This window comes from Streptomyces sp. NPDC007189, assembly GCF_040703635.1.
Taxonomy (GTDB): Bacteria; Actinomycetota; Actinomycetes; order Streptomycetales; family Streptomycetaceae; genus Streptomyces.
Genome location: NZ_JBEYEY010000024.1, coordinates 1 through 25409, shown reverse-complemented (window position 1 = coordinate 25409; position 25409 = coordinate 1). Strand labels below are relative to the sequence as shown.

The following is a 25409-nucleotide window of genomic DNA, read 5'->3' as shown; positions in this document are numbered from 1 at the left end:
TTCTTGGTAGCAGGTGGGGGATGCGAACACCGGTTGCGGAGGGTCAGCGGACCACGACGGTGCGGATCTCCCAGGGGCCGAGCGCGAGTTCGAGCCCGTCTTCCACCGGTGTCTCGGCGAGGGGCCGGCCGAGCAGGTCGACCGTGGTGGCTTCGGTGAACGCGCCGGTCACGTGGACGGTCGAGTCCGTGTCGCTCATCGCGGCCAGCCGGATCTCGGTGCCGGCCCCGCGATCGGCGTCGGTGACGCGGCGGATACTCGAGACGAAGACGTCCCTGCCGTCGACCCGCACACCGGTGGCATCCGGGGGCAGGTTGCCTCCGGCGGGCGCGGTACCGCGGGCGACGAGTACGTGGTTGCGGAACTCCTCGGCGAGAGCGACCGCGTGCGTACCCTGCCAGCCCGTTGCCGAGGGCACGACGGCGAGACGGTTCTCGATCCGCATGCCTAGATCCTGCGCACCGGGTACGGGGATCTCGCTCGCCGCGGGTTCGTCACGGAGGGGATGGATGTTGACGCTGATCGAGCCGATCGCGCGCAGCAGGGTGATGGCGAGTTCGGAACCGTCGTCGACGATTTCGTACTCACTGGAGTGGTCGAGCAGAACGTTGGCGGCGCCGGCCCACACGAACGAACTCGCGGGGAAGGTCGGGATCGGGTACTCGCCCCAGCCGCCCTCGGCGGTGAGCCCCCGTTCGGTGACGGCGAACTGTCCGGCGGATGCGGACGTGGCCACCCGCTCGGGCAGCGGCACGTGGAAGCGCAGCCGGTGATCTGCGGACTGGTTCAGGAATGATGTGGAGACGCGGACGAACGGCTCGCCCACGCGCACTTCCACGAGCGTCTCCACCGGCGTCGGCACGGTCCGGCCGCTGCGCAGATCGCGGTCGGAGGAGAGCGCGGCGGGCCACTCGTAGAGGCGGGTGACACGCAACCGCGACCGCAGCGGGCCGCTCTCGAGGTGTTCGACTGTGATCTCCGCCGGCGAGGACACGAACATGTCCCGAGCCGGAGGAGCGTAGTTGTAGCTGTCGCCCCGGTCACCGCCGTCGACGAGGCGGCCGACTCCGTACAGCACGGTGCCGTCGGCCCCGGTCACGTCCAGGGTGCCGTCGGCTGCGACCGTGACCTCGACCAGCCCGTTCGAGAGCACGCGGTCCGTCGCGGTCGCGGGTGCGAGTGTCATCGCGGGGGCGGCAGGCCGGTCGCTCGGTTCGACCCGGAAGCTGGTCAGCCCGCAGGCGGGGACGTGTACGGGCACCAGGGCGGTGGCGCGGGCCTCCTCCAGTGTCAGCACCCGCCACTCCCCCGGATGCGCGGCGGCCGCGGCGGCGACCTCGCGGCGCAGGTTCAGCAGGTCGAACGGTCCGCTGGCCGGCACCTCGGCGAGGTGGAAGACGAGCGAGCCCGGGGTGAGTTCGTAGTGGTCGATCAGCCGGCCGAAGAGCTCGCGGCGGTGGATACGGCGCAGCACGCGTTCCAGCTGCGAGGCGTCCATGTGCTCGTCGCTGAGCACGGTCGGGGCCTTGGAGATCAGTTGCACGGGATGCTCCGAGCCGTCCGCGGCGGTTGCGACCAGCGCGGTCGACTCGGGCGGGGCCACGACGTCCACCTCGACCAACGCCGTGCGGGGGAACGGCAGCGGATTGGCGACCAGATGGCCGTCGCTCGGCACCAGGGCGGCGGGCTCGGCGAGGGCCGCGTCCCGAACGGCCCGCGCGATCTGCGCGGCTTCGGCGAGCCGTGTCTCGACCTGGTCGCAGGTCTCGTCGGTCCCGGAGCCGACCACCGAATCGTGCGCGCTCGACTCGATGACCTTGTGCCAGGCAAGCGAGAGGAACGGCGAGTCGTCCCGCCGGGACCACAGGGCGTTCATCCGCTCGGCATGGTCGATGGTGCGCTCGGCGACGGCCATCCGCTGCTTGAGCCCGAGCCGGACGGACAGGACGCCCGGGAGGATGTTGCCGCGCACATGACTGCGCAGTTCACCGGCGACGACGGTGGCCACCTCGTCGCGCACGTGCCTGCGGATGTACTCGTCGAGCGTCGCGATGGTGATGGCGCGTTCCTCGCTGGACGCGCACCGCAGCCAGGCCGCGAGCTGCGGGTCGGGCGCATTGTGGTCGGTGCCGGCCATCGCCAGCACCGGGTCGCCGCCCCATCGCTGGGCCGTCGTCTCCGCGTACTCGCCGAGCGCGTGGCCGATCCGGTCGGGCACCAGCAGGACGTCGAGACCGTTGTCGTAGCCGTCGAAGAGGAACTCGGTGCGCACTTCGGAACCGTCCGGAGCGCGCCAGCGAAAGGCGTGACCGTCGGCGGACCCGGGCACGCCGCGCCACAATGCCGCATGCTCGATGCCGGCGCGGGCCAGGATCTGCGGCATCTGCGCGATGTGGCCGAACATGTCCGGCAGATAGCCGATGGGCATCGCGCCGCCGAGTTCCGCCGCGGCCGCCCATCCCAGCTGCAGGTTGCGCACGATGGTCTCGCCGGAGCAGAGGAACTCGTCGAGGAGGATGAGCCACGGCCCGATGGCGAGTTGCCCGCCCCTGACCAGGGCCGCGACCCGTGCGCGGTTCTCCGGGCGCATCTCCAGGTAGTCCTCGATCGCGGCCATCTGCCCGTCGACGGTGAACCGGAAGTCCGGGTCGGCCTCGGCCGTCTCCAGCACGGTGTCGAGGGCGGAGACGAGCCGGTGCCGGAACACCTGGAACGGCTCGTACCACTCGCGGTCCCAGTGGAAATGGGGCACGAAGACGGCGTATTTCTGCATGGCGGGAGGGACCTTCTGTGCTGGTCTCGGCGTGGGAGAACGCAAGGCGTGGGCGAGCGGTCACTTGAGGGAGCCGGCGGCAAGCCCCGTGCGCCAGAACCGCTGGAGGAGGATGAACACGATGATCACAGGCACGATCGACACCAGCGAACCGGTGATCACGGACTCCTGCAGGAGCGGGGCACGGGCGGTCTGGCCGTTCCACTCGTACAGGCCGAGCGTGACCGGGAAGAGCGACTCCTTCTGCAACATCACCATCGGCAGGAAGAAGTTGTTCCAGATGGCGACGAACTGGAAGAGGAAGATGGTCACCAACGCCGGCGTCATCAGCTTGAACGACACCGAGAAGAACGTGCGGAACTCGCCGGCACCGTCCAGTCGCGCCGACTCGATGAGTTCTTGGGGGACGGCGGCGTTGGCGAAGATGCGCGCGAGATAGACACCGAACGGGCTGACGACGCTGGGCAGGAACACCGCCAGATAGGTGTTGACGATCCCGGTCGCGGAGAACAGCAGGAACAGCGGCAGCGCCAGGGCGGTGGTGGGAACCAGAACGCCGCCGAGGATGACGGAGAACAGGAACTCCCGACCCCGGAACCGGAACTTGGCGAGCGCGTAGCCGCACAGAGCCGAGATGAGGGTGCCCACGGCCGCGCCCAGCACCGCGTAGACGACGGTGTTGAAGGCCCATCGGCCGAAGATCCCGTCGCTGCGGGTGAACAGGACGCGCAGGTTCTCGAAGAGGTTGAAGTGCGAGAACGTCAGTCCGTTGGTGGCTGCGAGGTCGCCTTGCGGCTTCGTCGCCGCGACGACGAGGAAGTAGATCGGCAACAGGAAGTAGACGGCCAGCAGGAGCATCAGAGCCATGACGGCCGTACGGCTCACGCGGCCTTCACGCATCGTGGTTTGCTTGCTCACAGTCCGGCCTTCTTCGATGTCAGGCGCATGAAGCCGAAGCTCAGGACGAAGGTGATGACGGCGATGACCACGGAGATCGCCGCGGCCTGCTGGTAGTTGTTCCCGGAGGCCACCGCGTACGCGAGCATGTTCGGGGTGAACGTGCTCGAGATGTTGGAGGAGATCTGGCGCAGCACGGCCGGCTCGGCGTAGAGCTGCAGGGTGCCGATGATCGAGAACACGGTGGTCAGGACGATCGACGGGGCGATGATCGGAACCTTGATCCGCCAGGCGATCGTCCAGTTGCCGGCACCGTCGATCCGCGCGGCCTCGTAGAGCTCCTGCGGGATCGACTGCAGGGCCGAGAACATGATCAGCATGTTGTACCCGGTCCACAGCCAGGTGGAGACGTTCGCCGCCGACCACAGCACGGCGTTGGGGCCCAGGAAGTCGGGGTGTAGGCCGAGGCCGTTGAACAGGTCGACGACGGGGCTGAGCTGCGGCGAGTAGAGGTACGACCACATGATCGCGGCGATGACACCGGGCACGGCGTACGGCATGAACGCCGTGATACGGAAGAACGCCTTGAGCCTGAGCAGGGGGCTGTCCAGCAGCAGCGCCATGATCAGTGCGGCGAACAGCATGACCGGCACCTGCACGATGCCGAACAGTCCGATGCGCTCGATACTGGCCCAGAACTCGCCGTTCCGGAACACCTGTACGTACTGTTCGAGGCCGCCGAAGGTCGTGTACGACGTCCCGTACTGGCCGCCGGTGCGGCGCACGACGCGGAGGCTCTGCCAGAGCGCGTAGCCGACCGGTACCAGATAGAACAGCACGAACGGGAGGAAGAAGGGGGTCAGGAACGCCACGACGGTGCCCGTCCGGGGTCCGCCGCCGTCGAGACGGCGACGGCCCCTAGACGCCACCACAGGGGTCGCGCGGGTTGTGAAGTCGGTCATGCCTGGTCACTTGCCCGCCGTGGCCGGGATCGCCTGATCCTTCATCGACTTCAGTGCGGATGTCTGGGCAGCCGACAGCGCGTCGGAGAGCGTGCCGCTGCCGGCCGCCGCCTTGGCCATCGCGTCCTGAAGCGCCAGGTTCACCGTCTTCTGCGTGGGCCCCCAGGCGAAGTTGGTGTCGATCTTCCTGGATGATTCGGCGAACACATCGAAGATCTTCTCGTTGTTGTAGTAGGGAACGCCCTTCGAGAGCGCGGGAAGCGCCAGACCCGCGTTGGCCGCAGGGTAGAGGCCGCCCAGCTTGTTCTCCAGCGCGAGGGCTTCCGGGTCGGTGTTCAGCCAGGTGTTGAACTTGACCGACTCGTACAGGTGCTTGTTGCCCTTCATGAACGCGACGGTCGATCCGCCCCAGTCACCGGACGCGCCGCCCGATCCCCACGTCGGCATCGGGACGATGGTCCACTTGCCGGCCTGCTTGGGCAGGTTGTCGCGGAACATGCTGTAGCCCCAGGCGGCGCCGACGTACGTGGCGATCTGGTTCTTCTGGTACGCCGCGTACATCTGGGTCGAACCGTTGGCGAGATCGGTGCGCACGAGCTTGCCGGAGATCAGCTTCTGCCAGTAGTCGGCGACCTGCTTGCTCTGGTCGGAGGCGACGGTGACGTGCCACTTGTCACCGGAGTAGCTGTACATCTCGGCGTTGTTCTGCCAGAGGAGTCCGTTGAACCACTCGGCGTTGTTCGGGTCGAAGAACGTCATGCTGAGATTGGGGTCCGCCTTGTGCAGCTTCTGCGCATCCGCGGCGTACTCGTCCCAGGTCTTCGGGATCGTCAGGCCGTGCTTCTGGAAGATGTCGCTGCGCACGTAGAGGGCCATCGGGCCGGTGTCCTGGGGCAGGGCGAAGACGCCGGTGCCGCCGAAGGTGGTCTGCGACCAGGTCCATGGCACGAACTTCGGCTTGGCCGCGACGGCGTCCGAGCAGCCCGAGGCGTCCACGAAGGCGCTCTGGCTTCGCAGACTGGGCAACTCGTCGTATCCGACCTGGGCCAGCTCCGGCGCCTTGCCTGCCTTGAGGGCGTTGCCGAGGGTGCCGTACTGGTCGTTGGAGATGTTCTTGGTCTGAACCTGGATGTTCGGGTTCTTCTTGTTCCACAGGGCGACGACCTGGTCCATGCCCGGAACGGTGTTCCAGTACTGAAGAGTGACCTTGCCCTTCGCCGGCGTGCAGGAGGCCGCGGTTGCCTTGTCCGAGGGAGCGGAGGACGAGCATCCGGTGAGTACGACGAGACCGGCTGCCGCGGCGACGGCGGCGAGGCGGGTGCGGGTGCGGGTGCGGGTGGCAGTGTTGCTCATATCTTCCGTTCCAGAGAACGACTAGCTAGGGCGCTAGGCGGGTCGACGTTGACACCTCGGGCGGCGGTCGCCGACCGCCGTTTCGGAAAGCAGCAAAACGATGTACTTTACGGCTGTGAGCGCTCACGTGAACGTTCACGGGAACGTTCACGGCTTGTGAATTGTTGGGAAGTGTGCGCTCCGGCGCGGTTGAGTGTCAAGGTTCCTGCAGGCGCCCCGCCGCACCGCGAGACCGCGGCATACTTTCGGACCCTGCGAGCGGCAGCGGTGTCGGCTTTTGTGTGGAGGTGAGCGATAGTGCCGTCTGGGACCGAGTCCCGCAGGGTGACGATCCATGACGTCGCCCGGGCTGCCGGGGTCTCCCGGCAGACCGTGTCACGCGCGCTGAACGACAAGGGGGAGATCGACGACTCCACCAAGCAACGCGTGCTCGACGCGGCCCTGGCGCTGGGATACCGTCCGAGCCGGTTCGCCAGGGGGCTGGTGCGCCAGGACACGGTCAGCGTCGGTCTCGTCATCCCCGACCTGCTCAACCCGTTCTTCACCGAGGTCGCGGCCGCGGCACTGGAGGCGGCGCGCGCCCGCGGCTGGCACGTCCTCGTCTACGACACCGCGGACAGCGCACCGGAGGAACTCGGGACCCTCCAGGTGATCGCCTCACAAGTGGACGCCGTGGTCGGCTACTTCAGCCGGCCCGAGGGCGAGATCGAGCAATTGACCCGGGGGCTCCCGGTGGTTCTCATCGACCGTGAGGACGATGCCGAACGGTTCAGCTCCATCCGGATCGACGGGAGGGACGGTGTCAAGGCGGCCATGTCACACCTGGTCGAGGCGGGCCATCGGCGTATCGGCATGCTCGACCACGCGACTCGCGCCGAGCCGAGCGTGCGCCACGCATGGTTCGCCGACGCGCTGGCAGCCTGTGGACTCGCCGCAGGACCGGTGTGCCGCGCGGATCAGAGCGTGGAGGGCGGCGAAAGCGCGCTGGAAAGCCTGCTCGCCGACCATCCCGACGTGACCGCTGTCTTCACCTTCAACGACATCATCGCCATCGGCGCGTTGCATGGCGCGCGCCGGATCGGACGCCGAGTTCCCCAGGACCTGGCCGTGATCGGCTTCGACGGAGTGCGACTCGGCACGCTGGTCGAGCCTCAACTGTCCACCGTGGCTCTCGACATCCGTGGCCTCGGGGCACTTGCCGTCGAACAGGCCGCCCGCCTGCTGACCGGCAGTGGCCCGCTCGGCCCCGACGACCTTGTGGCACGTGCGGAACTCCGGCTCCGCGGGACCACGTAGGGCCGCGCCACGGGCGTTGTCGCGGGCGTGCCGGGAATCGGCGGCGTCGGCCCGCCACAGATCGTTCGAGTCGTTCGGCGCCGGCCGGGGCGCTGCAGTCTTGGGGAAGCCCGGTGTGGGCGCAGCGATTACCGGAGTTGCTGGTGCCGAAGCTGACGCTTCCGGAGCTGCTTGTGGAGGCTGTTCCGGTCTGGTTGTAGTGGACCTTTCCGCAGTGGCCGTGGTGGCAGCTGCCGGAGCTGGGGTTCTGCGGGTCGATCGGAGCGTCGGTGATGATGTCGCCGGAGCCGTCGCCCTTGGGCGTTCCGACACCGCACTCGTCCGCCCAGCACAGGCCGGTCGGGTCGGACTGGGTGACCGGTGTGTTGCCCGCGTAGCTGTACCCGTTGAGCGACTGGTGCTGGTCCAGGCTCAGGATCGGGTCTCCTGCAGACAGGCCCGCACCTGCAGGCGGCCGGCCGACACCGTCATCACCGTGCCGTCGACCGGCGCCCCGACGCGCCCTGCCACGGAGTCCACCCGTGCGGGGAACCCTGAAGGAAGACGACCTCACCGGCGGGCGGCCGCGGTCCCGCCGTGGCCTTCGCCGCGGTCGGATCCGCCTGCATGTTCCCGTCCGGCAACCGCTCGGCCATCGGCTGGATCGACTTGCGCCGGCCGTCCAGCATCAGCCCCCGCAGATAACACTCGCCCCACCGCCGCTGATCTCGCCGCGGCACCGAAGCGAACACATCGCCAACGAACTTCGATAACTCACTGCGGAGCCGTGCCACTTCCCCCCAGCCTCACGCGAAGACCAGGCGAGATCACTCGACGTAACGAAGCACTACTAGCCCTGCCCGGCACGGGGATGCCTTCACGTCTCGGCGCGGCGGAACTTACGGTTTGTGGGTTACCCAGAGCAGTTCCGCCGGCCAGCGGTGTGCCCAGTCGGGTGGGTCGGTTTCGTTGTAGCCGTTGGGTATTCCGAGTTCGGGCCGCGGCTCGATGAGGTCGTCGATGATGAGACCCGCGCCGCGCAGGACCCTGACCCAGTCGCCGTAGGTGAGCTGATAGCTAATCGCGCCATCGTCTTCGGCGATGGTGTTCAGCCCGAAGTAGTCCTGCTGCAGCGTCGTGGTCACGCGGCTGGCGGCTTCGTCGTAGCAAGCTTCGAACCACGGGCTGGCGACGTTGAACACCAGGCGCCCGCCTCGGCCCAAGACGCGTGCGGCCTGCGGGACGGCCAGGTGCGGGGGCGCCCAGCTGAGCCCACCGAAGTCGCAGAACACCAGGTCGAAGCTGTCGGCGGCGAAGGGGAGTTGTTCGGCGGCGCCTTGCACCAGCGGGTAGCGGGCCGCTCCCATCGCGCGGGCCGCTGCGGCGAGTTGGGCTTCGGACAGGTCGAGCCCGACCACGGTGGCGCCCTCGGCGGCGAGCGCCCTGGACCACTGGCCGGCGCCGCAGCCGAGTTCGAGGACGCGCTTGCCGGTGACGTCGCCCAGGGCGTGCAGGTGGGCGTCGGGGATGGAGTACATGCCCCACAGCCGGGGTGTGGCGCCGATGTGCGGGTCGTGCTCGTGCTGGTAGGCGCTGCTGATCTGGTTCCAGAGCCGCCGGTTGGCGGGGATGCTGTCCACGTGCCGACTCCAGCACTGCCTGCCGGGGGCGGTCAACACGATTAGGGCACTGGCCGGCCCTCGCCTCGTCCGGCCCTGGCTCGGCCCGTGATCCGCCGGACGAGCCCTGGTGGGCGCCAGGAGGCAGCAGGTGCGGGGCGCGTGCACCGAGGATGCCGACGACCTCCTCCTTCGCCACGCTGCGCAGTTCTGCCTGGAAGGCTGGGTCCACCCGGCCCTGCCTGGCCCAGATCCCGGCGAGGGACTCGGCGCAGCGCTGCGCCAAGTCGCTGCTGAAGTCCCCCGTCCGGATGGCCCGGATCAGGACCGCCTCGACGAGCGGACCGGAGAGGTACTCCAGATCCGCTGCCGCGTCGTCCTGCTCGTCCTCGCGCGCCGTGGGGTCTTCGAGGAGACGTACGAGCGCAACCGCCCGCTCCTCGTCCGGGATCTGCGGATCAGCCCACACCGGGCCCGGCGACGAGACCGACGCCGGGTTCTCACCCGCACTACGGGGCCGCTCCTTCCCGAACAGCCTCGCCAGCCAGCTCTTCATCTAGAACAGATCCTCGATCCCGTCCGCAATACCCTCACCGATACCGCTGCCGACCACACACGCACAACGCCACCGACGACACCACCGACAGCCGTTCCGGCGCCGGGGAATGGTAGATGTCGTAGGCGACAGCCCCGGCCGGCAGCAGCTGGCCGCCGACCTTGGCGGTCGACCTGGCCAGGTCGATGGTTCCCTTCGGAGCCCACGGATCATCGAGCGGGATATGACCGAGGTTGGCGCCCGGCACGCTCGACTGCGGCAGCAGGTCCGCCTTGGGGCCCTTCTGCCCGGTCAACGGGTTTGTGTACTCGCCCAGTTTATTCGGACGCGCATCAAACCGCGGCACGTTGCTGCCCGCTTGCAGCCCGGGCCGGTGGCTGCCCTGGAACGTCAGCGCCAGCATCCACTTGACGTTGCCGTCGGAGTCGATGTAGCCCCGCTTCTGGACGTTGCTGTTCGGCTTCAACCACCAGCCCCGGCTGCCGGCCCAGTTGCGCAGCCACTTGGCGTTGCGCTGCGCGAGGAAGACCCCGCGGGAGGAGCCAAGACCCACCCGCCTGCCACGCACTGTCTGTGCGGGCTGTTCAGCAGGCGGCGCTCGGCCGGTGTGAACTGGGGGCGGTCCCGTGGCAGGCGGAGGGGACCGGGAAGGGCCGTCAGCAGCACGCTGGGTCCGACGAGCTCGGCGGACCGGCTCCGGGACGACGCCTTCGGCGAGCAAGTCCCGTAGGGCGAAGGCCGTTGCGTTTCAGCGCGTCGCCTCGGCGCCTTCCGCCCCGTGCCCCACCGTGCTGGCCCGGACCTCCAGGTGATGGGGGACGACGATGTCCTGCGGCGGCACCGCAGAGGAGGGGCTGTAGATGCGGTCGGCGAGACACTGAAGGACGCGCTCGGCGATCTGTCGCTTGTCCGGTACGACCGTCGTCAGGGCCGGGTTGGCGAAGCGGGCGTCGTCGATGCCGTCGAAACCCATGACCGCCAGGTCCTCCGGAACGCGCAGACCTCGGTTGTGGGCGCAGTGCAGCGCACCGAGAGCGAGTTCGTCGGTGAACGCGAAGACGGCGTCGGCCTCGACGCCCTCGTCGAGCAGCGCCGACATCGCCGCGTAGCCGTCCGCGCGGTGCAAGGCGTCGACGGTCCGTTCGAGGGCGGGATCGGGGGTGCGACCGGCGCGTTTCAGCGCCGCGCGGTAGCCCTCGTGGCGCTGGCGGGCGGTGCCGTTGTGGAGGTGGGGCTGCAGGCCGAGGGCGGCGATGCGCCGGCGGCCCAGGCCGAGGAGATGAGTGGTGGCCTCGTCGGCCGCCAGGACGTTGTCCACGGCCACCCGGTCGGCGAGGCCGCCGGGACTGCGCTCCCCCAGGAAGACGAGGGGCACCCGCTGGGCGCGCGCGGCGAGTTCCTCGGGACTGAGGGCCCAGGGGCTGATGATCAGCCCGTCGACGAGCCGTCCGCCAGTGCCCTCCAGCAGCCGGCGCTCGGCGTCGGCGTCGCCGAAGGTCTGGTCGATGACGACGGTCCAGGACCGCTGTTGCGCCGCCTGCACGACGAGCCCCGCCAGCTCGCTGAAGTACGGGGAGTGCAGTTCCGGGATGGCCAGACCGATCAGTCCCGTCCTGCCGGCCCGCAGATTGCGGGCGGCGACGTTAGGGCGGTAACCCAGCTCCTCCAGGGCGGCCTGCACCTTGGCACGGGTGTGCTCGGCGACGGCGCCGGAGCCGCTGACGACGTTGGAGACGGTCCTGATCGACACCCCGGCGAGGGCGGCGACGTCCTTGAGGCGGCTGGTCACGCCGGTCATTTTGGCACGCGGTCGGAGGTTGCTGGAACTGGACGCCGTGCGAGTATTGCAGCGTGGAATGCAACGTTGCAACATGGGGCCGTCCCCACTCGAGGAGCCGCTTCGTGAGTGCACATCTCTTCCCCGGAATCGATTCCTCCGCCCTTGACACCGAGGTGACGGCCGACGTGGAGGCCCTCTACTCGGACGGCATCACCGCCCGCAAGGGCGCGTTCAGCGTGGACTGGGCCGACACGCTGCGCGAGGACATCGACCTCGCGTTCGAGGAAGCGCTGTCGCGGCCGGGCGGCGCGGTCGGCCGCGGCCCGAACCGCTACTACGTCGAGATCCACCCCGAACAGATCAGGGGCTTCGTGGACCTCGTCGACCACCCCTGGGTGCGTTCCCTGTGCACCGCCGTGCTCGGCCCGGACTACCGCATCGTCGAGGTCGGTTTCGACGTACCGCTGGAGGGCGCCGTGAGCCAGCCGTGGCACCGGGACTTCCCGATGCCGGAGGAGACCCGCAGGGAACGCCGTCTGACCTCACTCGCGTTCAACGTCACCACCGTCGACACCACGGAGGACATGGGGCCCTTCGAGATCGCCCCCGGTACCCAGTGGGACGACGGCCCCGGGTTCGAGCACGGCATGTTCCCGCCCAAGTCGCAGTACGACCGCTACGTCGAGCGTGCCGTGCGCAAGTACCCGCAGCGCGGTGACATCTCCGCTCGGACCGCTCTGACGATCCACCGCGGCACAACCAACCGCTCCGCGCAGCCCCGCCCCGTCCTCGTCCTGGGCGTCGACGGTCCCGAGGCGCACAACGGCGAACGGCACGACCTCGCCGTCACGCGCGGCTTCTGGGCGCGGCTGCCGGAGCGGGTGCGCCGGCATCTCGACTGCCCGGTCGTGGACCAGTTGGTCCCCGTCACGCAGAAGCACACCATCGAGGGTCTCATCATGGGTGATGCCTGAGCTCACCGCGCAGCGCCGGCGCGACACACACACCGGGCCGACAGCCCCGGCAGTTGTACGCGGTGTCCGCGCTGGGCGGCCTGCTGTTCGGTTACGACACGGGCATCGGCCCCGAAGCCGCTGGTGATCGTGGCGTTGTTCGCGTACGTCCTGTGCAGCGGCATCGGTATCCAGTCCGTCGTGTGGTTGATCGCTCCCGAGATCCTTCCGCTGTCGGTGCGGGGGTCGGCCACCAGTCTGGCGACGCTCGCGGTCTGGGGGTTCGACCTGCTGATCGCCCTGACGGCGCTCAGCGCGATCGAGGCGATCGGACGGCCGGGGACGTTCTTCGTGTACGCGGCGATGAACGTGCTGCGCCTGGTGTTCGTGGCGCTGAAGGTGCCGGAGACGCGGAGCCGGTCCCTGGAGGACATCGAAAAGGCGCTGCGCGCTCCGGGGTCCTTCCGCCGCAACCTGACATCCGTCGCACGGGACTGACGATTGAGCGTCGGCGAGGGTTGGCCGCGGCCGGCTCGGGGGGCACGGACCACGGCGCCCTCTCCGGTGGTACCCGGCCGGCCCGGACGGCGCCGAGGCGGTGTCCGGGCCGGCCGGGGAAGGCCGCCGAGCCTGGTCAGTTGCCGACGGGGTAACGGCTGGTGATCGCGACACGGTTGAAGGCGTTCATCACGGTCGCCAGCCAGGCGACGGCCGAGATCTGGTCAGCGGTGAGACCGGCCGCGGCGGCGGTGTAGTCCGCGTCGCCGACGTGTCCGTCCGCCACGCCGGCGATCGCCTCGGTCAGGCGCAGCGCAGCGCGGTCGGTCGGGGTGAAGTAGTCGGTCTCCGCCCACGCGGGCAGCACGGCGATACGGTCGGGGTTCTCGCCCTTGGCCAGTGCGTCGCGGGTGTGCATGCGCAGGCAGAACGAGCAGCCGTTGATCTGGGAGGTGCGGATCCTCAACAGCTCGACCAGGAGCGGGTCCAGGCCTGCGGCCGCGGCGGCCGCGTCCACCTCCGACGACAGGGCGATGAGCGTCTTGTAGGCGGCCGGGTGCTGCTTGCCGATGTTGACGCGCTGGGTGTCGGTGTCAGTCATGGTTCCTCGGGTTCGTTGGTTTCGTGCGGTGTGCGGTGTGCGGTGTGCGCTCTGCGGTTCGGGCGCGTTGCGGTGACGGATGGACGGGGTGGTCCGGCAGGCGCTGGCTCGCAGGCGTGCGGGCGTCTGCCGCGTGCTTCGGGCCGTGACTTCGCGTCCTCGGCCTTGAGCGTGTCTCCCGTGTCGGAGACGAAGACGACGAGGAACTCGGCCCGTTCGGTGGCATGCACCGGGGTCCGGGGCCACTCCCCCACCTCAGGCACGGCCGTTCCAAGTCCTGGCAGCTCGCCTGCCATGAATCCGACCTGCCCGGACCGGGCGCACGCCTCACCGCCACCGCCGCCGGCCGGGACGCCGCGTGTCGTCTTCCGTGGTGGCGGGCCGGGGTCAGCTCGGCCAGGGAGCGCCGGTGATGCGCTCCACCGTGGTGGTGCGACGGAAGCCGGGGACGAAGTGCTCCAGGACATCCGAGTTCACGGTTCCGTTCGTGGTCTCCGGACGGTGCTTGAGCCCGTCGACGAAGGCCTGCAGGAACTCCTTCTTGAAGTCGCCGCGCGGATGGGCGGCGATGACCTCGTCCACCTGACCACGGTCCAGCTCGTCCAGGCCCCACCCCAGCACGTCGGTCAGGACACCGAAGTTCGTGACGGCGATCTCCGGGCCCATCCGCCCGGGAATCCCGGGGGTCGTGTGCAGCGCGATCGCCGTCCACACCACGTCGGCGGCCGCGGCGGAGAAGCCGTGTCCGAGCATGAACTCGCGTGCGTGGTCGGCTCCGTCGACCTCGAAGCGCTGCTCCTCGCCGGAGAACGGCGTCATGAGTCCGGTGTCGTGGAACATGGCGGACAGGTACAGCAGCTCCGGGTCGGGTTCCAGGCCGAGCCTGCGGGCGTGGATGGCGCCGAAGACGAAAACGCGCCGCGAGTGGTGGTAGATGAGGGGACTGGTCATCTTCTGCATCGCTCGGGTGGCTTCGGCGACCGCCGCTGTTTCGGGAATCTCGACGCCCGCGATGATCTCACTCATGACCTCTTGGCCTTCCGGTACTGGGTTTGCCGCGAACGGACGGGTGCGTCCGCCAGCCCACACTGCGCCCCACCCGGCGTCCGGCGCCGCCTCGGTCCGGCCACGAGTCACCCGGATCGGGACAGGCAGGCCGACGGGGTCCGCCGTCGCACCGCCTCCCCCAGGTGCGCGTCGTCCGGTCGTCGGAGCGGTCCCGCGCCGCGGAGGGAATGACAGGCGACCCGAGTTTCATTACAATCATTGCTTGTAATGAAACTGTCGGAGCCGGCGAACCGGTCCGACGACTTCCCGAGCGGAGGACAAGGTCATGGCGAGTGACTACGAGCGCGGCCGAGTCGGACTACTTCTCGTGGACCTGGTCAACGAGAACTTCTCCGAGGACGGCAAGGGGTACGCCGTCTACGCCCCGGAGTACGAGCGCCTGGGCACGATCGACGCCCTGAAGAGGCTGATCGCCGGAGCACGGCAGCGTGGGGACATTCCCCTCTTCTACTCGACGACGGCCTTCACGGACGCGGACTACACGTCGTGGAAACATGTCTCCGGAATCCACCGCCAGATGTTCGACAAGCGCATGTTCGAGGCCGGGACCTGGAGCACCCGGTTCCACCACGACCTCGCTCCCGAGCCGGGCGACGTCGTGCTCCCGCCGCACCAGGGCATCGACGTCTTCCCCCACGCGGGCCTCGACTTCCAGCTGCGGAGACGCGGCATCGAGTACCTGGCCATCGCCGGCGTCTCCGGGATCATGGGCGTGGAGTCGACGGCCCGTACCGCCATGGAGCGTGGCTACCACGTCACGACCTTCACGGACGCGATCGCCGCTCCCGGCGGCCTGGTGACGTACCAGGCCATGATGCGCGGGCTGAACATGGTCTCCCACAGCGTCATCGGCGTGGACGACTTCCTGGCCTCCCTCGACCGGTCGGCTGCATAGCCGCTCCCCATCGCCCGGGTGAGAGGAGCAGGCGGGCATGCAAGAGCTCTGGCGGAAGGCGGCGGGCGTCCGGGACCGGTTCCTGGCTTCCGATCCCGGACTGATCCGGCTGCTGTCGGCCATCGGCACGGTGTGCGCGGTGCTGACGGCCCTCGGTGTCTTGGCCGCCCTGCACGCGCCGGTGCCCGTCCTCGTGACGGGCGCCCTCACAGCAATGGTGAGCACGGTCGCGGTGACCGAGCCGCGCCCCCGCGACCAGGCGCTCACGCTCGCGGCCGGGGTGCCCGTCACACTGGCGATCACGGCGCTGGGCAGCGCGCTGGCACCGTACCGGGTCGTCGCGGACGTGGTGTTCGTGCTGCTGATCTTCGCCGCCCTCCATGTGCGGCGGCTGGGTCCACGCGCCACCACCCTGGGCGTCTTCGCCTTCCAGCTCTTCTTCGTGACCCAGTTCGTCCAGGCCCGCGTGGCGCAGCTGCCGCAGCTGTTCCTCGCCGTGACGGTGGCCTTCGGCAGCTCGGCGCTCGTGCGGTTCGCCGTCCTGCGTTCGAACGAGGAGCGGACGTCGGCACGGTTGCACCGGGCCTTCCGGGTGCGGCTGGCGTACGTGCTCGACGCACTGATCGAGGTGACCGACGGCGGCCCGCGGGCGCCGCGGGCCGCGCGGGCGGTCGACGGCCTGCGCAGGCGCGTGGTCCGCCTGCACACGGCCGCCTCGATGGTCCAGGACCGGCAGCCGGGCGGCGGCGCGTCCGGCCTGAGCGCCGTCACCCCGCTGCACGGCCGGGGCCGGGCGGCCGAGGCGGTGACGGCGGTGGAGCGGCTGGCCATCACCGTGCTGCGATTCGTGTGGCCGGAAACCGACATCGACACGCTGACCCGGCATCGGAGCGCGCCCCGCCTCGTGGGGCCGGTTGTGCAGGCGCGTGACGCGGCGGCGCTGACCGTCCTGACCGCTGGACTGCGCGCGCTGCGCGGCGCGCTGGGCAGCGGTCGGATGCTTCCGGTCGGTGACGGGGCCGGCCAGTGGTTGTCGCGCGACTGCGGCGACGAGGAGTGCCTGCCCGACGTGTCGCCGGCGCTCCAGGACGTCTTCCGAACGGCCGGTGAGTTCGCGTGCGCCGTGTGCGACCTGGACGCAGCGGCCGACGAGGGCGACGCGGACGTGGCGGGAAATGCTGCGACGGCTGTCGGGAGTACCGCGGCCGTGGTCGGGAGTACACCGGGGTCCGGGGAGCAGTCGCGTGAGGAACACCTCCCGGGAGACGCCGTGCGGGCGGCGGACGCCACCGGCCGCAAGGCGGGCGTCCCGGATGTCGAGGCGGACTCCCGGCGTGTTGAGGCGGGCGCCCGGGTCCGTCCCACCACGAGGACCGCGCTCCAGGTGGCCACCGGTTCGGCGCTGGCCGTCGTGGGCGGTGAGCTGCTGTCTCCGCAGCGCTGGTACTGGGCGGTGTTCACTTCCTGGGTGGTCTACATCGGCACCGCATCGACCGGTGACCTGCTGGTCAGAGGGTTCCGGCGGCTCGTCGGCACGGTGGCGGGGGTGTTCGCCGGCCTGGCCCTCGCCGCGCTGATCGGCGACGACCCCCGGTGGGCCTTCGCCCTGGCGATCCTCAGCGTGTTCGGGATGTACTACACGACCGCGGTGTCCTACACCCTGATGTCCCTGTTCGTCACCACGATGATCGGCATGCTGTACACGCTGCTCCACACGCTCACGCCGGCCGTGCTGGTGGTGCGGATCGAGGAGACCGCGCTGGGTGTGGGCAGCGGGCTGGTCGCCGCGGTCCTCGTCCTGCCGGTGGGGACCCGGCAGCGTACGGACGAGTTGCTCCGCCAGGTGCTGGAGCACCTGCGGGAGGCGCTCGCCGAGTCGTCTGTCCGGTGGGGCGGCGGGCCCGGCAAAGACCTGTTCGGTCCGTCCCGTGCGCTGGGTTCGGCGTTGGATTCGCTGCGCGTGTCGATGCAGCCGCTGATCATCCCGGTCAGCCCGCTGCGGTCGCGGCGGCGCACCGCCATCGCCGTGCTGGGGCTGCTGGAGACGGCCGCCTTCCACGCTCGCGGCGTGGCCGACGGCATGGCGCGGGCACGGGCCGGGGGCCGCTTGGGCGCCGAGGCGGACCTGGTGGACGAAACCCTGGCGGAGGAGGTGTGCCGCATCGACCGCAACCTCGCGTCGCTGATCGGCCGAGTGGCGGGCACGGGCGGCACCGCGCTGGAACGCGGTTGCGGGATCGCCGCCCGCCTCGCCGCCGTAGGAACCGCGGCGGGTGACGGGAGCGTCCGGGCGAAGCGGCGGGTGCTGCGGCATCTGCACCGCGTCGACATGAGCGTCCAGGAGCTGGGCCAGACGCTCGGCATGCCGGTCCGCGACGGCGCGTGAGGCCTGCGCCGCGTGTATTCGGTGGAAGCCCGCCACCTGCACGACCGTGGCGACGGACTCGACGGCTCACTTTGGGCTGCCGACCCCATGACCCGCCTCCGCCCCGCTCGCCGCCCGGGTGCGGGGCTGCGGCCACCCATCCAAATCTGAGGGGTGCCCGGCCGGACGCAGGTGCGAACTCCCCGCCGCGTCCGCCGCACCGAGGAGCGGAACTCCGTGCCTTACCTCACCGTCGGCGCAGAGGAATCCACCACCATCGGCCTCTACCGCGAGGACCAGGGCAACGGACAACCCGTCGCCGCATCCACGGCTTCCCTCGACGGACACTCGAGGGAGAAGCAGACCGTCGCACTCCTGAGCGCCGACTACCGCGTCATCGCCCACGACCGCCGCGGCTTCGGCCAGTCCAGCCGGACCACCACCGGCTGCGACCACGACATCTTCGCCGCCGGCATCGACAAGGTCCTAGGACACTGCGACCGCGTCGCCGAGGCCGCCTTCCCCGCCTGCCTCGAGGGCCCTCAGGAGCGGACGTGAGCGCGACCGCCGGGTCGGGCAGCATGCCTAATGCGCCCCGCACGGTGGAGATGTCGGCCGAGGACTACACCGTGTCGACGATGAAGGCCCTGGCGGTCGTAGCCGCTCAAGGGCAGCACGGTCAGCGGCCGGCAAACGCGCAGCAGGTCCGGGCCGACTCCGGCCTGGCGGCGCTGATCGGTCCGCCTGCGCCGACGGCCTCGGTGACGTCCGCCGTGACGCCCGGCCCGGCCGGGCCGCTGCGCTGACCGTTTACCGGCCCTTCGGCGAGCGCCCGTCGCGGCCGGGCATGGTCTACCTGCACGGCGGCGGGTTCGTGCTGGGCGGGCCGGACAGCCACAGCGGTTTCCTGCGGGCCCTGGCGGCGGCGACACAGCACGTCGTCGTCGCCGTGGACTACCGCCTCGCGACGGAGGACCCGTTCCTGGCGGCGGTGCTCGACGCCTGGGCCGCGACACAGCATGTGGCCGCGCAAGCGGCGGAGTTCGGCATCGACCCGGCCCGGCCGGCCGTCGCCGGGGACAGCGCCGGGGCCACGCCGGCCGCCGTCGTCGCACAGCAGTCCCGCGGGCGAGGCGGGCCGGACCTCGTCCATCAGGTGCTGATCACGCCGCTGACGCGGTACCCGCCACAGCCCGACACACCCAGCCGGCGGGAACTGGGCGAGGGGTACGTCCTCACCACCGACGTCCTCGACTGGTACGCCGAGTGCTACGTACCGGACGTCGCCGACCGCACCGACCCGCGCGCCGCGCCGGGCTGGCCACCGACCTGAGCGGTCTGCCGCCCGCCACCGTCATCACCGCGGGGTTGGACCCGCTGCGTGACGAAGGCGAGCAGTACGCCGTAGCCATGAGCGCTGCCGGCGTCGACGTGCGCGTGCGCCGCCTGCGCGGCGCCTTCCCTCTGCTGTGGCCGGCCACCGGGCTCACACCCGCCGTGCAGAGCGAGGTACTTGACCTGGTGAGTGAGCGCCTCGCCGGTGCCTGAGCCGCAGCGCCGTGAGCAGGGGTCCGGGGTGCCGTACCGGGCCGCGCCCGGTCTCGTGTCCGCCCTGGGCGGCTACTGTGCCGCGACGGCGAAGAAGGCGGAATCGGAGCCGGCTGTAGACCCGCGGGGTCGGTCCATCGAGACGCTCGTGACTTCCGGGACGCCGTCGGCGAGCGCTGCGGGCTGTCGGCCGGGTCCGGCCGGACCATCGATGTGGCGGGACGCCATGTGGAGACGAGGCGTCTGCGATGTCATCGAGTGATCGCAGCGGACGGTTTCTCCGCTTTCGGCGGCCGCCCGGATGACCAGCCCGCCGAAGAGACGCGCTCTAGGCGACGGCGTCGGCGCGCCGGGGAGGGCGGATGTCGTAGGAGATGCGCCCGGCGGGGAGGTAGAAGAGGGCGATCAGCGCGCCACCGCGCACCTCGGGGTAGTGGTGGCTGCCGGGCGCGGGGGCGGTCCAGCCCGGTCCCTGCCAGCCGTTCGGTCCGACCAGCTCGGCGCCGGGGTCGAGGGGGACGACCAGGTTGAGTTCGCCGTAGGGGTGGGCGTGGTACTGGCCGCGGTAGCGTTCGACGCTGTTCATGTAGACGGCGGTGATGCTGAAGTAGTGCGTCTCCTCCGTCGGTTCGGCGATGCGGCTGCGGCGGTAGCGGGGGCCGTCGACCTCGATGTTCGCCGCCCAGCCCTCTTCCAGCACGCCGATCTTGATCAGCCGCGCCAGGTCCTGGTAGAGGGCGCTGTCGGGGCCGTAGGTCGTGTTCAGCCAGCTCTCCAGGTCCTTGCCTGCCGTGCGGTTCCTCACCTCGGCCAGGAAGGGGATGCTGCGCTCGATCAGTGCCTTGCGGCTGTCCTCGCTCATGCGCGGTTCCTCTCTTCGCAACGGGGTCCTGATGCGAAAACCATGCATCAGTAATTCGTTACAGTCAATATCTGTAACGAAACAAGCCCGGCCGACGCCGCTCACGAGCGGCAACGACAAGCCGTTCTCAGGCGCCGCGGTCGACGCCGTCGGCAGTGAGCATGGGCCAGATCGTCGCGACGACTCGCTCGGCGAAGTCGGCCGGCACCTCCTGGCCGGTACGGAGGTAATCGGCGAAATAGCCGCCGAAGCAGAGGGTGACGACCATGTCGAGGTCCACGTCTTCGCGCACCGCGCCACGGCGCTGGAGCGAGACGAGCGTCATGAGCAGCTCCTCGCAGCGAGGCCGCACACCGTGTTCCCGCAGCTGCTCCAGCAGCCCCGGCGCCCGCTCGACCTCGGCCATGAAATTGCCGTGCAGGGCCATGGCCCGCGGGTTGTGGTAGCGGGGGTCGAGGCGGCGGACCGCCTCGACGAGCGCCTCACGCGGGGGGAGCTGCTCCAGGTTCAGCGGGGGGTAGGCCTCCCGCTGCTTCCGCAGCCCGTACTCCAGGGCATCGATGACGAGGTCGTACTTGTTCGCCCAACGCCGGTACAGCGTGGGCCGGGTGACCCCGGCGTCGGCGACGATGTCCCCGATCGTCATGGAGGAGTAGCCGTCGGTGGCCAGCCGCTTGCGCGTGGCCTGGATGATCGCCTCCTCGATCGCGGGATCCCGGGGCCGACCGCCCGCCGGGGCCGCCGGTTCCGAACTCGAACGATCCCGCTCTCCGGCTCCCCCACCCGAACGCGTCGTCTTCACCTTGGCCATCTCTTCCCTTCCCGACACAGGTCCAGTCGGAGCCGGGGCACGCATCTGCCTCCCCGCCGCAGCAGCACCCTACGCGAAGCGGGCAGCCCCGGAGGGCGACCCGAGCGCGCCTGACCGAGGGCACATCACCGACTTCCTTTACACATCTTGACTGTAACGGAACCACGCTTTAGCGTGACGCGAACCACAGAGCGTGGTGACGTGATCGAACACAAGGAGTTCACGATGGTGACTGCTCACAGGCTGATCAGCCGCCGTACCCGCGGGACGGCACCGCGGTCCCGCGCCCATCACCGTCCGGCGGCGAGCGCGCCGCTCGCCCCAGCGGCCGGGCGCGCTTCCGCCGGCCCCGCCCTCCCCGGAGCCTGACCATGGAAGCGACCATGAACCGCCCCTCGACCCCGGCCCCGGCGTCGGCCCTTGCGCCGGTTGCGGGCGCCTCGGAGCCGGCCGCCGCCCCTGCGCCGAGCCCCGTCCCCCCGACGGCCTCGGTGACCGTGGAGGACGCCCTGCGCAGCCGGCGCAGCGTGCGCGCGTTCCTTCCGACGCCGGTTCCCCGGTCCACGGTCGAACGGCTGCTGGCGCTGGCCTCCCGGTCGGCCAGCAACTCCAACTGCCAACCGTGGCACGTCCACGTGGTGACCGGGGCGGCGAAACGTGCGCTCACCGCCGCCCTGCTCCAGGCTCACTCCGGCGACGACGAGGGGCGGGGACAGGAACGGGGAAGGGACTACGCCTACCAGCCCCCGCAGGACGGATGGCAGGAGCCGTTCCGGTCCCGCCGCCGCAGGTTCGGCGAGAGCCTGTACCGCGACACACTCGGAATCCGTGCCGACGACGCCGACGCGCGTCTCGGCCATCACCGGCGCAACTATGACTTCTTCGGTGCGCCCGTCGGTATCGTCCTCACGACCAGCCGCCATCCGCTGCAAGGCGCCCTCGTCGACGCGGGTCTGTTCCTGCAGGCCCTGATGCTGGCCGCTCGCGGCGAGGGCCTGGACAGCTGTCCCCAGGCATCGCTCATCGACTTCTCACCGGTGCTGCGCCGGCATCTGCTGATCCCGGACGACCAGCTGATCGTCTGCGGACTCGCCCTCGGCCACGCCGATCAGGCGCATCCTCTGAACCAGTTGCGCACCCCGCGCGAACCGGTCGCATCCTTCGCCACCTTCCACGAAGACGCCGCGGAGTAAGCCCCCTCCCGCATGCGCCACACCTTTCCCCCAGCCGTCCCCGTCTCAGGAGAACGGCGCACATCGCCCGGCCCCTGCGCCGCCGCGGTGCCTGTGTGGGCAAGGTCCCACCGCCCGCCCCTGCCGTGACCGGCTCGGTGACGGCCCTCGACGGACCGCATACCCTGGCGATGAGTCACGCCGTCCCGGTCGACAATCAGACAGCCCCGCAACGTAGTTGCTCGTCCTGGCAGGACCTCCCGTACGAGCCGGTGTGCCGACGCCGTCGCCACACAGGGCAGCTGGACGACGACCCGCCTCCCGCCTGCGCGGCGAACTGAAGGCCGGTTCCCGCGTCACCGCTCGCCCGGCCGTTCCACGCGTTGCTTTCCGAACTGCCGTGGTCGACGGCGCCGCGATCACGAACAACGGACGACGAGGCAACCGAGTGGGTCACATGACGCCGCACGGGCGTTCCTTCCTCACATCTTCGGGAGGAAGGAACGCCCCGTGACACACGGTCCCCGCGGTGCGCAACCGCGCGCCGGACGGGTCAGGAGGCGAGGCCGGCCTTGAGGGCGGCGGCGACCTGGACGACGCGCTCGGCCTGGTGGCGGGCGGCGTTGCGGGTCTGCTCGCCGACCGGGTTGCTGCCCTGGGCGTCGACGTGTGAGGTGCCGTAGGGGTTGCCGTCGACGAACTTGACGGGGTCGGTGTAGCCGGGGGACACGATGATGCCGCCGAAGTGGTGGATGGAGTTGTACAGCGCGAGCAGCGTGGACTCCTGGCCGCCGTGCGCGGTGGCGGTGGTCACGAAGCCGCTGTAGACCTTGTTGGCCAGCTTGCCCTGCGCCCACAGGCCCCCGAGGGTGTCGATGAACTGCTTCAGCTGGGAAGAGATGTTGCCGAAACGGGTGGGCGTGCCGAAGACGATCGCGTCCGCCCACTCGACGTCGGCGGTCGTGGCCACCGGGATGCCCGCGCTGGCCGCGGCGTGGGCGGCCCAGGCCTCGTTGGAGGCGATGGCGGCCTCAGGAGCCAGCTCGGCGGCCTTCAGCAGGCGCACCTCGGCGCCCGCCTTCTCGGCCGCCTCGGAGATCTCCCTGGCGATCTCGGCCGAGAAGCCGGTGGAGGAGTAGTAGATGACCGCAAGGCGGACAGGACTGGTCATGGACGTGATCTCCGATCCTCAGGATGCGTTTGGCACACACGACGGAAGAGGGCCACCGGGGCACGACACCCTGCGACGCGGTGGCGATCACCGACGTGGTAGATGAATATTAAACCATTTGGTTCAATGGTCAACCATACTGTAGGTGAGCCCGCACAGTCCGCATGCAGAGCGCGACTTGAGGGTGAGCCGCATCGGATTACGCTTCAACCACCTGGGTGCCACAAGGAGGTCGCACCATGGCGGAACTGGGTCCGGCCGACACGATCGGCATCCTGCGGCAGCCCGGCGTGCGCGAACGCCACACCAGCGCCGGCCTCGGGTGGGAGCGGCTGTACCTCTCCACGCAGGAGGAGCAGCCCTACCGGGCCACTTTCGACCCCGCCCCCACCCACGCCCTCATCCTCCACACGAGCGGACCCGTCACCGTCCGGCGAGGACTCGGCGCGAGCACGCACTCGCGCACCATTCCGGCGGGCGGGCTCTTTCTGCAGCCCGCTGGCCGCCCGCTCGCCGTCGAACTCGGCGGCAGGCTGGACACCGTGCACGCCTACCTCGCCGACGCGGCCCTGCGCGAGGCCAACGACGGCCGGCCGGTGGAACTGTCCGAGCAACTCGGCGCCGCGGATCCTCTGGCCGAGCAACTTCTGCTGGCGCTGGCGGGCGCGATGGGCGCGTGGGAGCCGTCGGCGCGCACCTACACCGACCACCTGACGGTCATGCTCGCCGCACAGCTCGTGCGCCGGTACGGCGTTCGGACCGCAGCGTGTGAGGGCAGCAGGTCGGGACTGTCGGCACATCGGCTTGCCATCGTCCGGGAACTCATGGAGGAACGGCTCGCCGAGCCGCTGCCGATCACGGACCTCGCCGCAGCGGTCTCCTTGAGCTGCAGTCAGTTCACCCGGCAGTTCCGGGTGAGCACCGGTCGAACGCCGCATCAGTTCCTGCTCGCGCTCCGCCTGGAGCGGGCGTGCCGGATGCTGCGCAGCGGTTCCGCGCCGATCGCCGAGGTGGCCGTCGCCTGCGGGTTCTCCCACCAGGAGCATCTCACCCGGGTGATGCGCGCCCGGCTGGGCACCACGCCCGCGGCCCTGCGCCGGTCGGGCTGACGTCGGCGGTCCGCGCCCGCTCCCCTGGGGGCGTGTCGGCCGCACGGCCGCCTGCGCCGCCAGGCCGGACGTTGCCCCGCCGACGGCGAGCGGCGTGACGTGCAGCCACGCGACTACGCGGCATCCGTCGACCCGCCTGCACATCTCGACGCGCTCCGCCGGATACTCCACGATGCCCAGCCCCCGCCCGTGCTCGTCGGCCGTGACGTCGGGCTTCACCGGGGCGGCGGGCGCTCCAGAGTCGGTCAGGGTCATGTCCGAGCGGCCGTGCTGGACGGCGTTGGAAGCCAGTTCGTCGACGACCAGGACGGCCGAGTCCTGCACCTCGGGCCCGATCCCCCAGCATCGGAGCGCCGCGGCCGTGAAGGCGCGGACCGATCCGGCGAGCACAGCCCGGGGACGGCAGCGTCAGGACCGCACGGCGCCGCACCGCAGTGAGGCGTTCGCTCCCGCCGGGCACACCCGCGGCCGCCTGCGCGACGCCGAGGCGCGGTCGTCTTCGCGCTCCTTTCATGAGAGTGAGGCGGTCCCCCCACACCGTTGAGTGTTGAACCAGGCCGTCACATTCCCATTTGACATCCTCCCGGCCCTGAGGGGCCGGGATTCCCTTTTTCAGGTGGCTTGGCCGGTCGCCCAGCTGCCGGGTTCCTGCTTCGCGGACCGGCCAATGCCGAGGTCTCCGCAGGCTGACACGGGCTGTCCGCCCGCGTTTCGGATGTTCTTCGCCGCGTTCACGTCCGCGTTTTCCGCGTGAGCGCACCCGTCGGCCTTGCATCGGAAGACCGCTTGGCTCTCGCGGTTGCTTTCCGTGACAAAGCCGCAGGCGGAGCATCGCTGCGACGTGCATGCGGGGTTGACCTTCGCCAGTGCCGTGCCCGTGTGCCGGGCGGCACTGGTGAGGGCGAGTTCGAGGCGGTGCCAACCCTTGTCGAGGATGGCCCGGTTCAGGCCGCGCTTGTGCGCGACGTTCCGGCCCGGCTCGGCCACGGTGCCGGACGCCGAGGCGGACATGTTCTTCGTCTTGAGGTCTTCGAGGACGACCAGGGCGTTCTTCTGCACCAGGTATGCGGCCGTCTTCGCGCAGAAGTCGCCGCGCCGGTCCGATACCCGGGACATGATCCGGCCCATGGCGTGGATCGTC

At 70.1% G+C, this 25409-nt stretch carries 21 protein-coding genes and 4 pseudogenes; 11 read left to right on the top strand and 14 right to left on the bottom strand.

Features of this window, described 5'->3' with window-relative positions:
• Nucleotides 1-43 precede the first annotated feature (43 nt).
• Genes AB0950_RS35435 through AB0950_RS35420 form a run of 4 tightly spaced genes read right to left on the bottom strand, consistent with a single transcriptional unit; the run spans nt 44 to nt 5985 of the window.
• Nucleotides 44-2773 carry an alpha-mannosidase gene (locus AB0950_RS35435; RefSeq protein ID WP_366780263.1) on the bottom strand — a complete coding sequence of 910 codons (2730 nt, stop codon included), beginning with the start codon at nt 2771-2773 and terminating at the stop codon, nt 44-46.
• Nucleotides 2774-2833: 60 nt separating this feature from the next.
• Nucleotides 2834-3691 (bottom strand): carbohydrate ABC transporter permease, encoded by an 858-nt coding sequence (locus tag AB0950_RS35430; protein WP_360160759.1) that lies wholly within the window; start codon nt 3689-3691, stop codon nt 2834-2836.
• Nucleotides 3688-4632: a sugar ABC transporter permease gene (locus tag AB0950_RS35425; RefSeq protein WP_366780262.1), complete on the bottom strand. Its 945-nt coding sequence runs from the start codon at nt 4630-4632 to the stop codon at nt 3688-3690. Before AB0950_RS35425 ends, AB0950_RS35430 begins: the two co-directional genes overlap by 4 nt.
• A 6-nt stretch (nt 4633-4638) precedes the next feature.
• Nucleotides 4639-5985, bottom strand: a complete 1347-nt coding sequence (locus AB0950_RS35420; RefSeq protein WP_366780261.1) for an ABC transporter substrate-binding protein — start codon at nt 5983-5985, stop codon at nt 4639-4641.
• Between the two features lie 297 nt (nt 5986-6282).
• Here AB0950_RS35420 and AB0950_RS35415 point away from each other — a divergent pair, with 297 nt between their 5' ends.
• Nucleotides 6283-7281, top strand: a complete 999-nt coding sequence (locus AB0950_RS35415; RefSeq protein ID WP_360160765.1) for a LacI family DNA-binding transcriptional regulator — start codon at nt 6283-6285, stop codon at nt 7279-7281.
• 608 nt (nt 7282-7889) lie between these two features.
• On the opposite strand, the pseudogene AB0950_RS35410 reads toward AB0950_RS35415, so the two are convergent.
• The 4 genes and pseudogenes from AB0950_RS35410 to AB0950_RS35395 all read right to left on the bottom strand — a co-directional run.
• A pseudogene (locus AB0950_RS35410) lies at nt 7890-8054 on the bottom strand (transposase); the annotation flags it as partial.
• A 105-nt stretch (nt 8055-8159) separates the two neighbouring features.
• A complete protein-coding gene (locus tag AB0950_RS35405; protein ID WP_366780260.1) occupies nt 8160-8900 on the bottom strand; it encodes a class I SAM-dependent methyltransferase in 741 nt (246 codons plus the stop codon).
• 569 nt (nt 8901-9469) lie between these two features.
• Nucleotides 9470-9988 carry a hypothetical protein gene (locus tag AB0950_RS35400; RefSeq protein ID WP_366780259.1) on the bottom strand — a complete coding sequence of 173 codons (519 nt, stop codon included), beginning with the start codon at nt 9986-9988 and terminating at the stop codon, nt 9470-9472.
• 195 nt (nt 9989-10183) lie between these two features.
• On the bottom strand, nt 10184-11224 hold the full coding sequence (locus tag AB0950_RS35395) for a LacI family DNA-binding transcriptional regulator (RefSeq protein ID WP_360160771.1): 1041 nt from the start codon (nt 11222-11224) through the stop codon (nt 10184-10186).
• Nucleotides 11225-11337: 113 nt separating this feature from the next.
• Between AB0950_RS35395 and AB0950_RS35390 the strand changes: the two genes are divergently transcribed.
• The gene (locus AB0950_RS35390; protein WP_360160773.1) at nt 11338-12189 is read left to right on the top strand and encodes a phytanoyl-CoA dioxygenase family protein; all 852 of its coding nucleotides are present in this window, start codon (nt 11338-11340) and stop codon (nt 12187-12189) included.
• Nucleotides 12190-12282: 93 nt separating this feature from the next.
• Nucleotides 12283-12666: pseudogene (locus tag AB0950_RS35385) on the top strand (MFS transporter); the annotation flags it as partial.
• Nucleotides 12667-12802: 136 nt separating this feature from the next.
• Here the strand turns inward: AB0950_RS35385 and AB0950_RS35380 are convergent.
• Together AB0950_RS35380 and AB0950_RS35375 are read right to left on the bottom strand one after the other, a co-directional pair.
• Complete coding sequence (locus AB0950_RS35380) at nt 12803-13267, bottom strand: carboxymuconolactone decarboxylase family protein (RefSeq protein ID WP_366780258.1); 465 nt, start codon at nt 13265-13267, stop codon at nt 12803-12805.
• 387 nt (nt 13268-13654) lie between these two features.
• A complete protein-coding gene (locus AB0950_RS35375; RefSeq protein WP_360160779.1) occupies nt 13655-14293 on the bottom strand; it encodes an HD domain-containing protein in 639 nt (212 codons plus the stop codon).
• 307 nt (nt 14294-14600) lie between these two features.
• On the opposite strand from AB0950_RS35375, the gene AB0950_RS35370 reads away from it, so the two are divergent.
• The 6 genes and pseudogenes from AB0950_RS35370 to AB0950_RS35345 all read left to right on the top strand — a co-directional run bounded on the left by AB0950_RS35370 (nt 14601) and on the right by AB0950_RS35345 (nt 19143).
• Nucleotides 14601-15230 (top strand): isochorismatase family cysteine hydrolase, encoded by a 630-nt coding sequence (locus AB0950_RS35370; RefSeq protein WP_360160781.1) that lies wholly within the window; start codon nt 14601-14603, stop codon nt 15228-15230.
• Nucleotides 15231-15267: 37 nt separating this feature from the next.
• Entirely contained in the window at nt 15268-17616 is a 2349-nt protein-coding gene (locus AB0950_RS35365; RefSeq protein ID WP_366780257.1) for an FUSC family protein, read from the top strand.
• A gap of 216 nt (nt 17617-17832) precedes the next feature.
• Nucleotides 17833-18084: pseudogene (locus tag AB0950_RS35360) on the top strand (alpha/beta hydrolase); the annotation flags it as partial.
• A 65-nt stretch (nt 18085-18149) separates the two neighbouring features.
• A complete protein-coding gene (locus tag AB0950_RS35355) occupies nt 18150-18401 on the top strand; it encodes a hypothetical protein (protein ID WP_360575681.1) in 252 nt (83 codons plus the stop codon).
• Nucleotides 18398-18993 (top strand): annotated as a pseudogene (locus AB0950_RS35350) (alpha/beta hydrolase); the annotation flags it as partial. The gene AB0950_RS35355 and the pseudogene AB0950_RS35350, both read left to right, overlap by 4 nt.
• 12 nt (nt 18994-19005) lie before the next feature.
• Nucleotides 19006-19143: a hypothetical protein gene (locus tag AB0950_RS35345; RefSeq protein ID WP_360160899.1), complete on the top strand. Its 138-nt coding sequence runs from the start codon at nt 19006-19008 to the stop codon at nt 19141-19143.
• Nucleotides 19144-19471: 328 nt separating this feature from the next.
• On the opposite strand, the gene AB0950_RS35340 is transcribed toward AB0950_RS35345, so the two are convergent.
• Both AB0950_RS35340 and AB0950_RS35335 read right to left on the bottom strand, forming a co-directional pair.
• A complete protein-coding gene (locus AB0950_RS35340) occupies nt 19472-20005 on the bottom strand; it encodes a DUF4863 family protein (RefSeq protein ID WP_360160787.1) in 534 nt (177 codons plus the stop codon).
• A 127-nt stretch (nt 20006-20132) separates the two neighbouring features.
• Nucleotides 20133-20816: a TetR/AcrR family transcriptional regulator gene (locus AB0950_RS35335; protein WP_360160789.1), complete on the bottom strand. Its 684-nt coding sequence runs from the start codon at nt 20814-20816 to the stop codon at nt 20133-20135.
• Nucleotides 20817-21199: 383 nt separating this feature from the next.
• Here AB0950_RS35335 and AB0950_RS35330 point away from each other — a divergent pair, with 383 nt between their 5' ends.
• Complete coding sequence (locus AB0950_RS35330; RefSeq protein ID WP_360575683.1) at nt 21200-22009, top strand: nitroreductase; 810 nt, start codon at nt 21200-21202, stop codon at nt 22007-22009.
• 532 nt (nt 22010-22541) lie between these two features.
• Here AB0950_RS35330 and wrbA read toward each other — a convergent pair.
• Complete coding sequence (gene wrbA / locus AB0950_RS35325) at nt 22542-23159, bottom strand: NAD(P)H:quinone oxidoreductase (RefSeq protein WP_360575684.1); 618 nt, start codon at nt 23157-23159, stop codon at nt 22542-22544.
• Nucleotides 23160-23398: 239 nt separating this feature from the next.
• On the opposite strand from wrbA, the gene AB0950_RS35320 reads away from it, so the two are divergent.
• Nucleotides 23399-24268: an AraC family transcriptional regulator gene (locus AB0950_RS35320; protein WP_366780256.1), complete on the top strand. Its 870-nt coding sequence runs from the start codon at nt 23399-23401 to the stop codon at nt 24266-24268.
• Between the two features lie 612 nt (nt 24269-24880).
• On the opposite strand, the gene AB0950_RS35315 is transcribed toward AB0950_RS35320, so the two are convergent.
• The gene (locus AB0950_RS35315) at nt 24881-25396 is read right to left on the bottom strand and encodes a transposase (RefSeq protein ID WP_366780255.1); all 516 of its coding nucleotides are present in this window, start codon (nt 25394-25396) and stop codon (nt 24881-24883) included.
• Between the last annotated feature and the right edge of the window lie 13 nt (nt 25397-25409).

Coding starts and splice junctions, on each gene's coding strand:
- AB0950_RS35435 (WP_366780263.1), bottom strand. CDS start 2,773: ATGCAGAAATACGCCGTCTTCGTGCCCCATTTCCACTGGGACCGCGAG.
- AB0950_RS35425 (WP_366780262.1), bottom strand. CDS start 4,632: ATGACCGACTTCACAACCCGCGCGACCCCTGTGGTGGCGTCTAGGGGC.
- AB0950_RS35420 (WP_366780261.1), bottom strand. CDS start 5,985: ATGAGCAACACTGCCACCCGCACCCGCACCCGCACCCGCCTCGCCGCC.
- AB0950_RS35380 (WP_366780258.1), bottom strand. CDS start 13,267: ATGACTGACACCGACACCCAGCGCGTCAACATCGGCAAGCAGCACCCG.
- AB0950_RS35375 (WP_360160779.1), bottom strand. CDS start 14,293: ATGAGTGAGATCATCGCGGGCGTCGAGATTCCCGAAACAGCGGCGGTC.
- AB0950_RS35370 (WP_360160781.1), top strand. CDS start 14,601: ATGGCGAGTGACTACGAGCGCGGCCGAGTCGGACTACTTCTCGTGGAC.
- AB0950_RS35365 (WP_366780257.1), top strand. CDS start 15,268: ATGCAAGAGCTCTGGCGGAAGGCGGCGGGCGTCCGGGACCGGTTCCTG.
- AB0950_RS35345 (WP_360160899.1), top strand. CDS start 19,006: ATGAGCGCTGCCGGCGTCGACGTGCGCGTGCGCCGCCTGCGCGGCGCC.
- AB0950_RS35340 (WP_360160787.1), bottom strand. CDS start 20,005: ATGAGCGAGGACAGCCGCAAGGCACTGATCGAGCGCAGCATCCCCTTC.
- AB0950_RS35335 (WP_360160789.1), bottom strand. CDS start 20,816: ATGGCCAAGGTGAAGACGACGCGTTCGGGTGGGGGAGCCGGAGAGCGG.
- AB0950_RS35330 (WP_360575683.1), top strand. CDS start 21,200: ATGAACCGCCCCTCGACCCCGGCCCCGGCGTCGGCCCTTGCGCCGGTT.
- wrbA (WP_360575684.1), bottom strand. CDS start 23,159: ATGACCAGTCCTGTCCGCCTTGCGGTCATCTACTACTCCTCCACCGGC.
- AB0950_RS35320 (WP_366780256.1), top strand. CDS start 23,399: ATGGCGGAACTGGGTCCGGCCGACACGATCGGCATCCTGCGGCAGCCC.
- AB0950_RS35315 (WP_366780255.1), bottom strand. CDS start 25,396: ATGGGCCGGATCATGTCCCGGGTATCGGACCGGCGCGGCGACTTCTGC.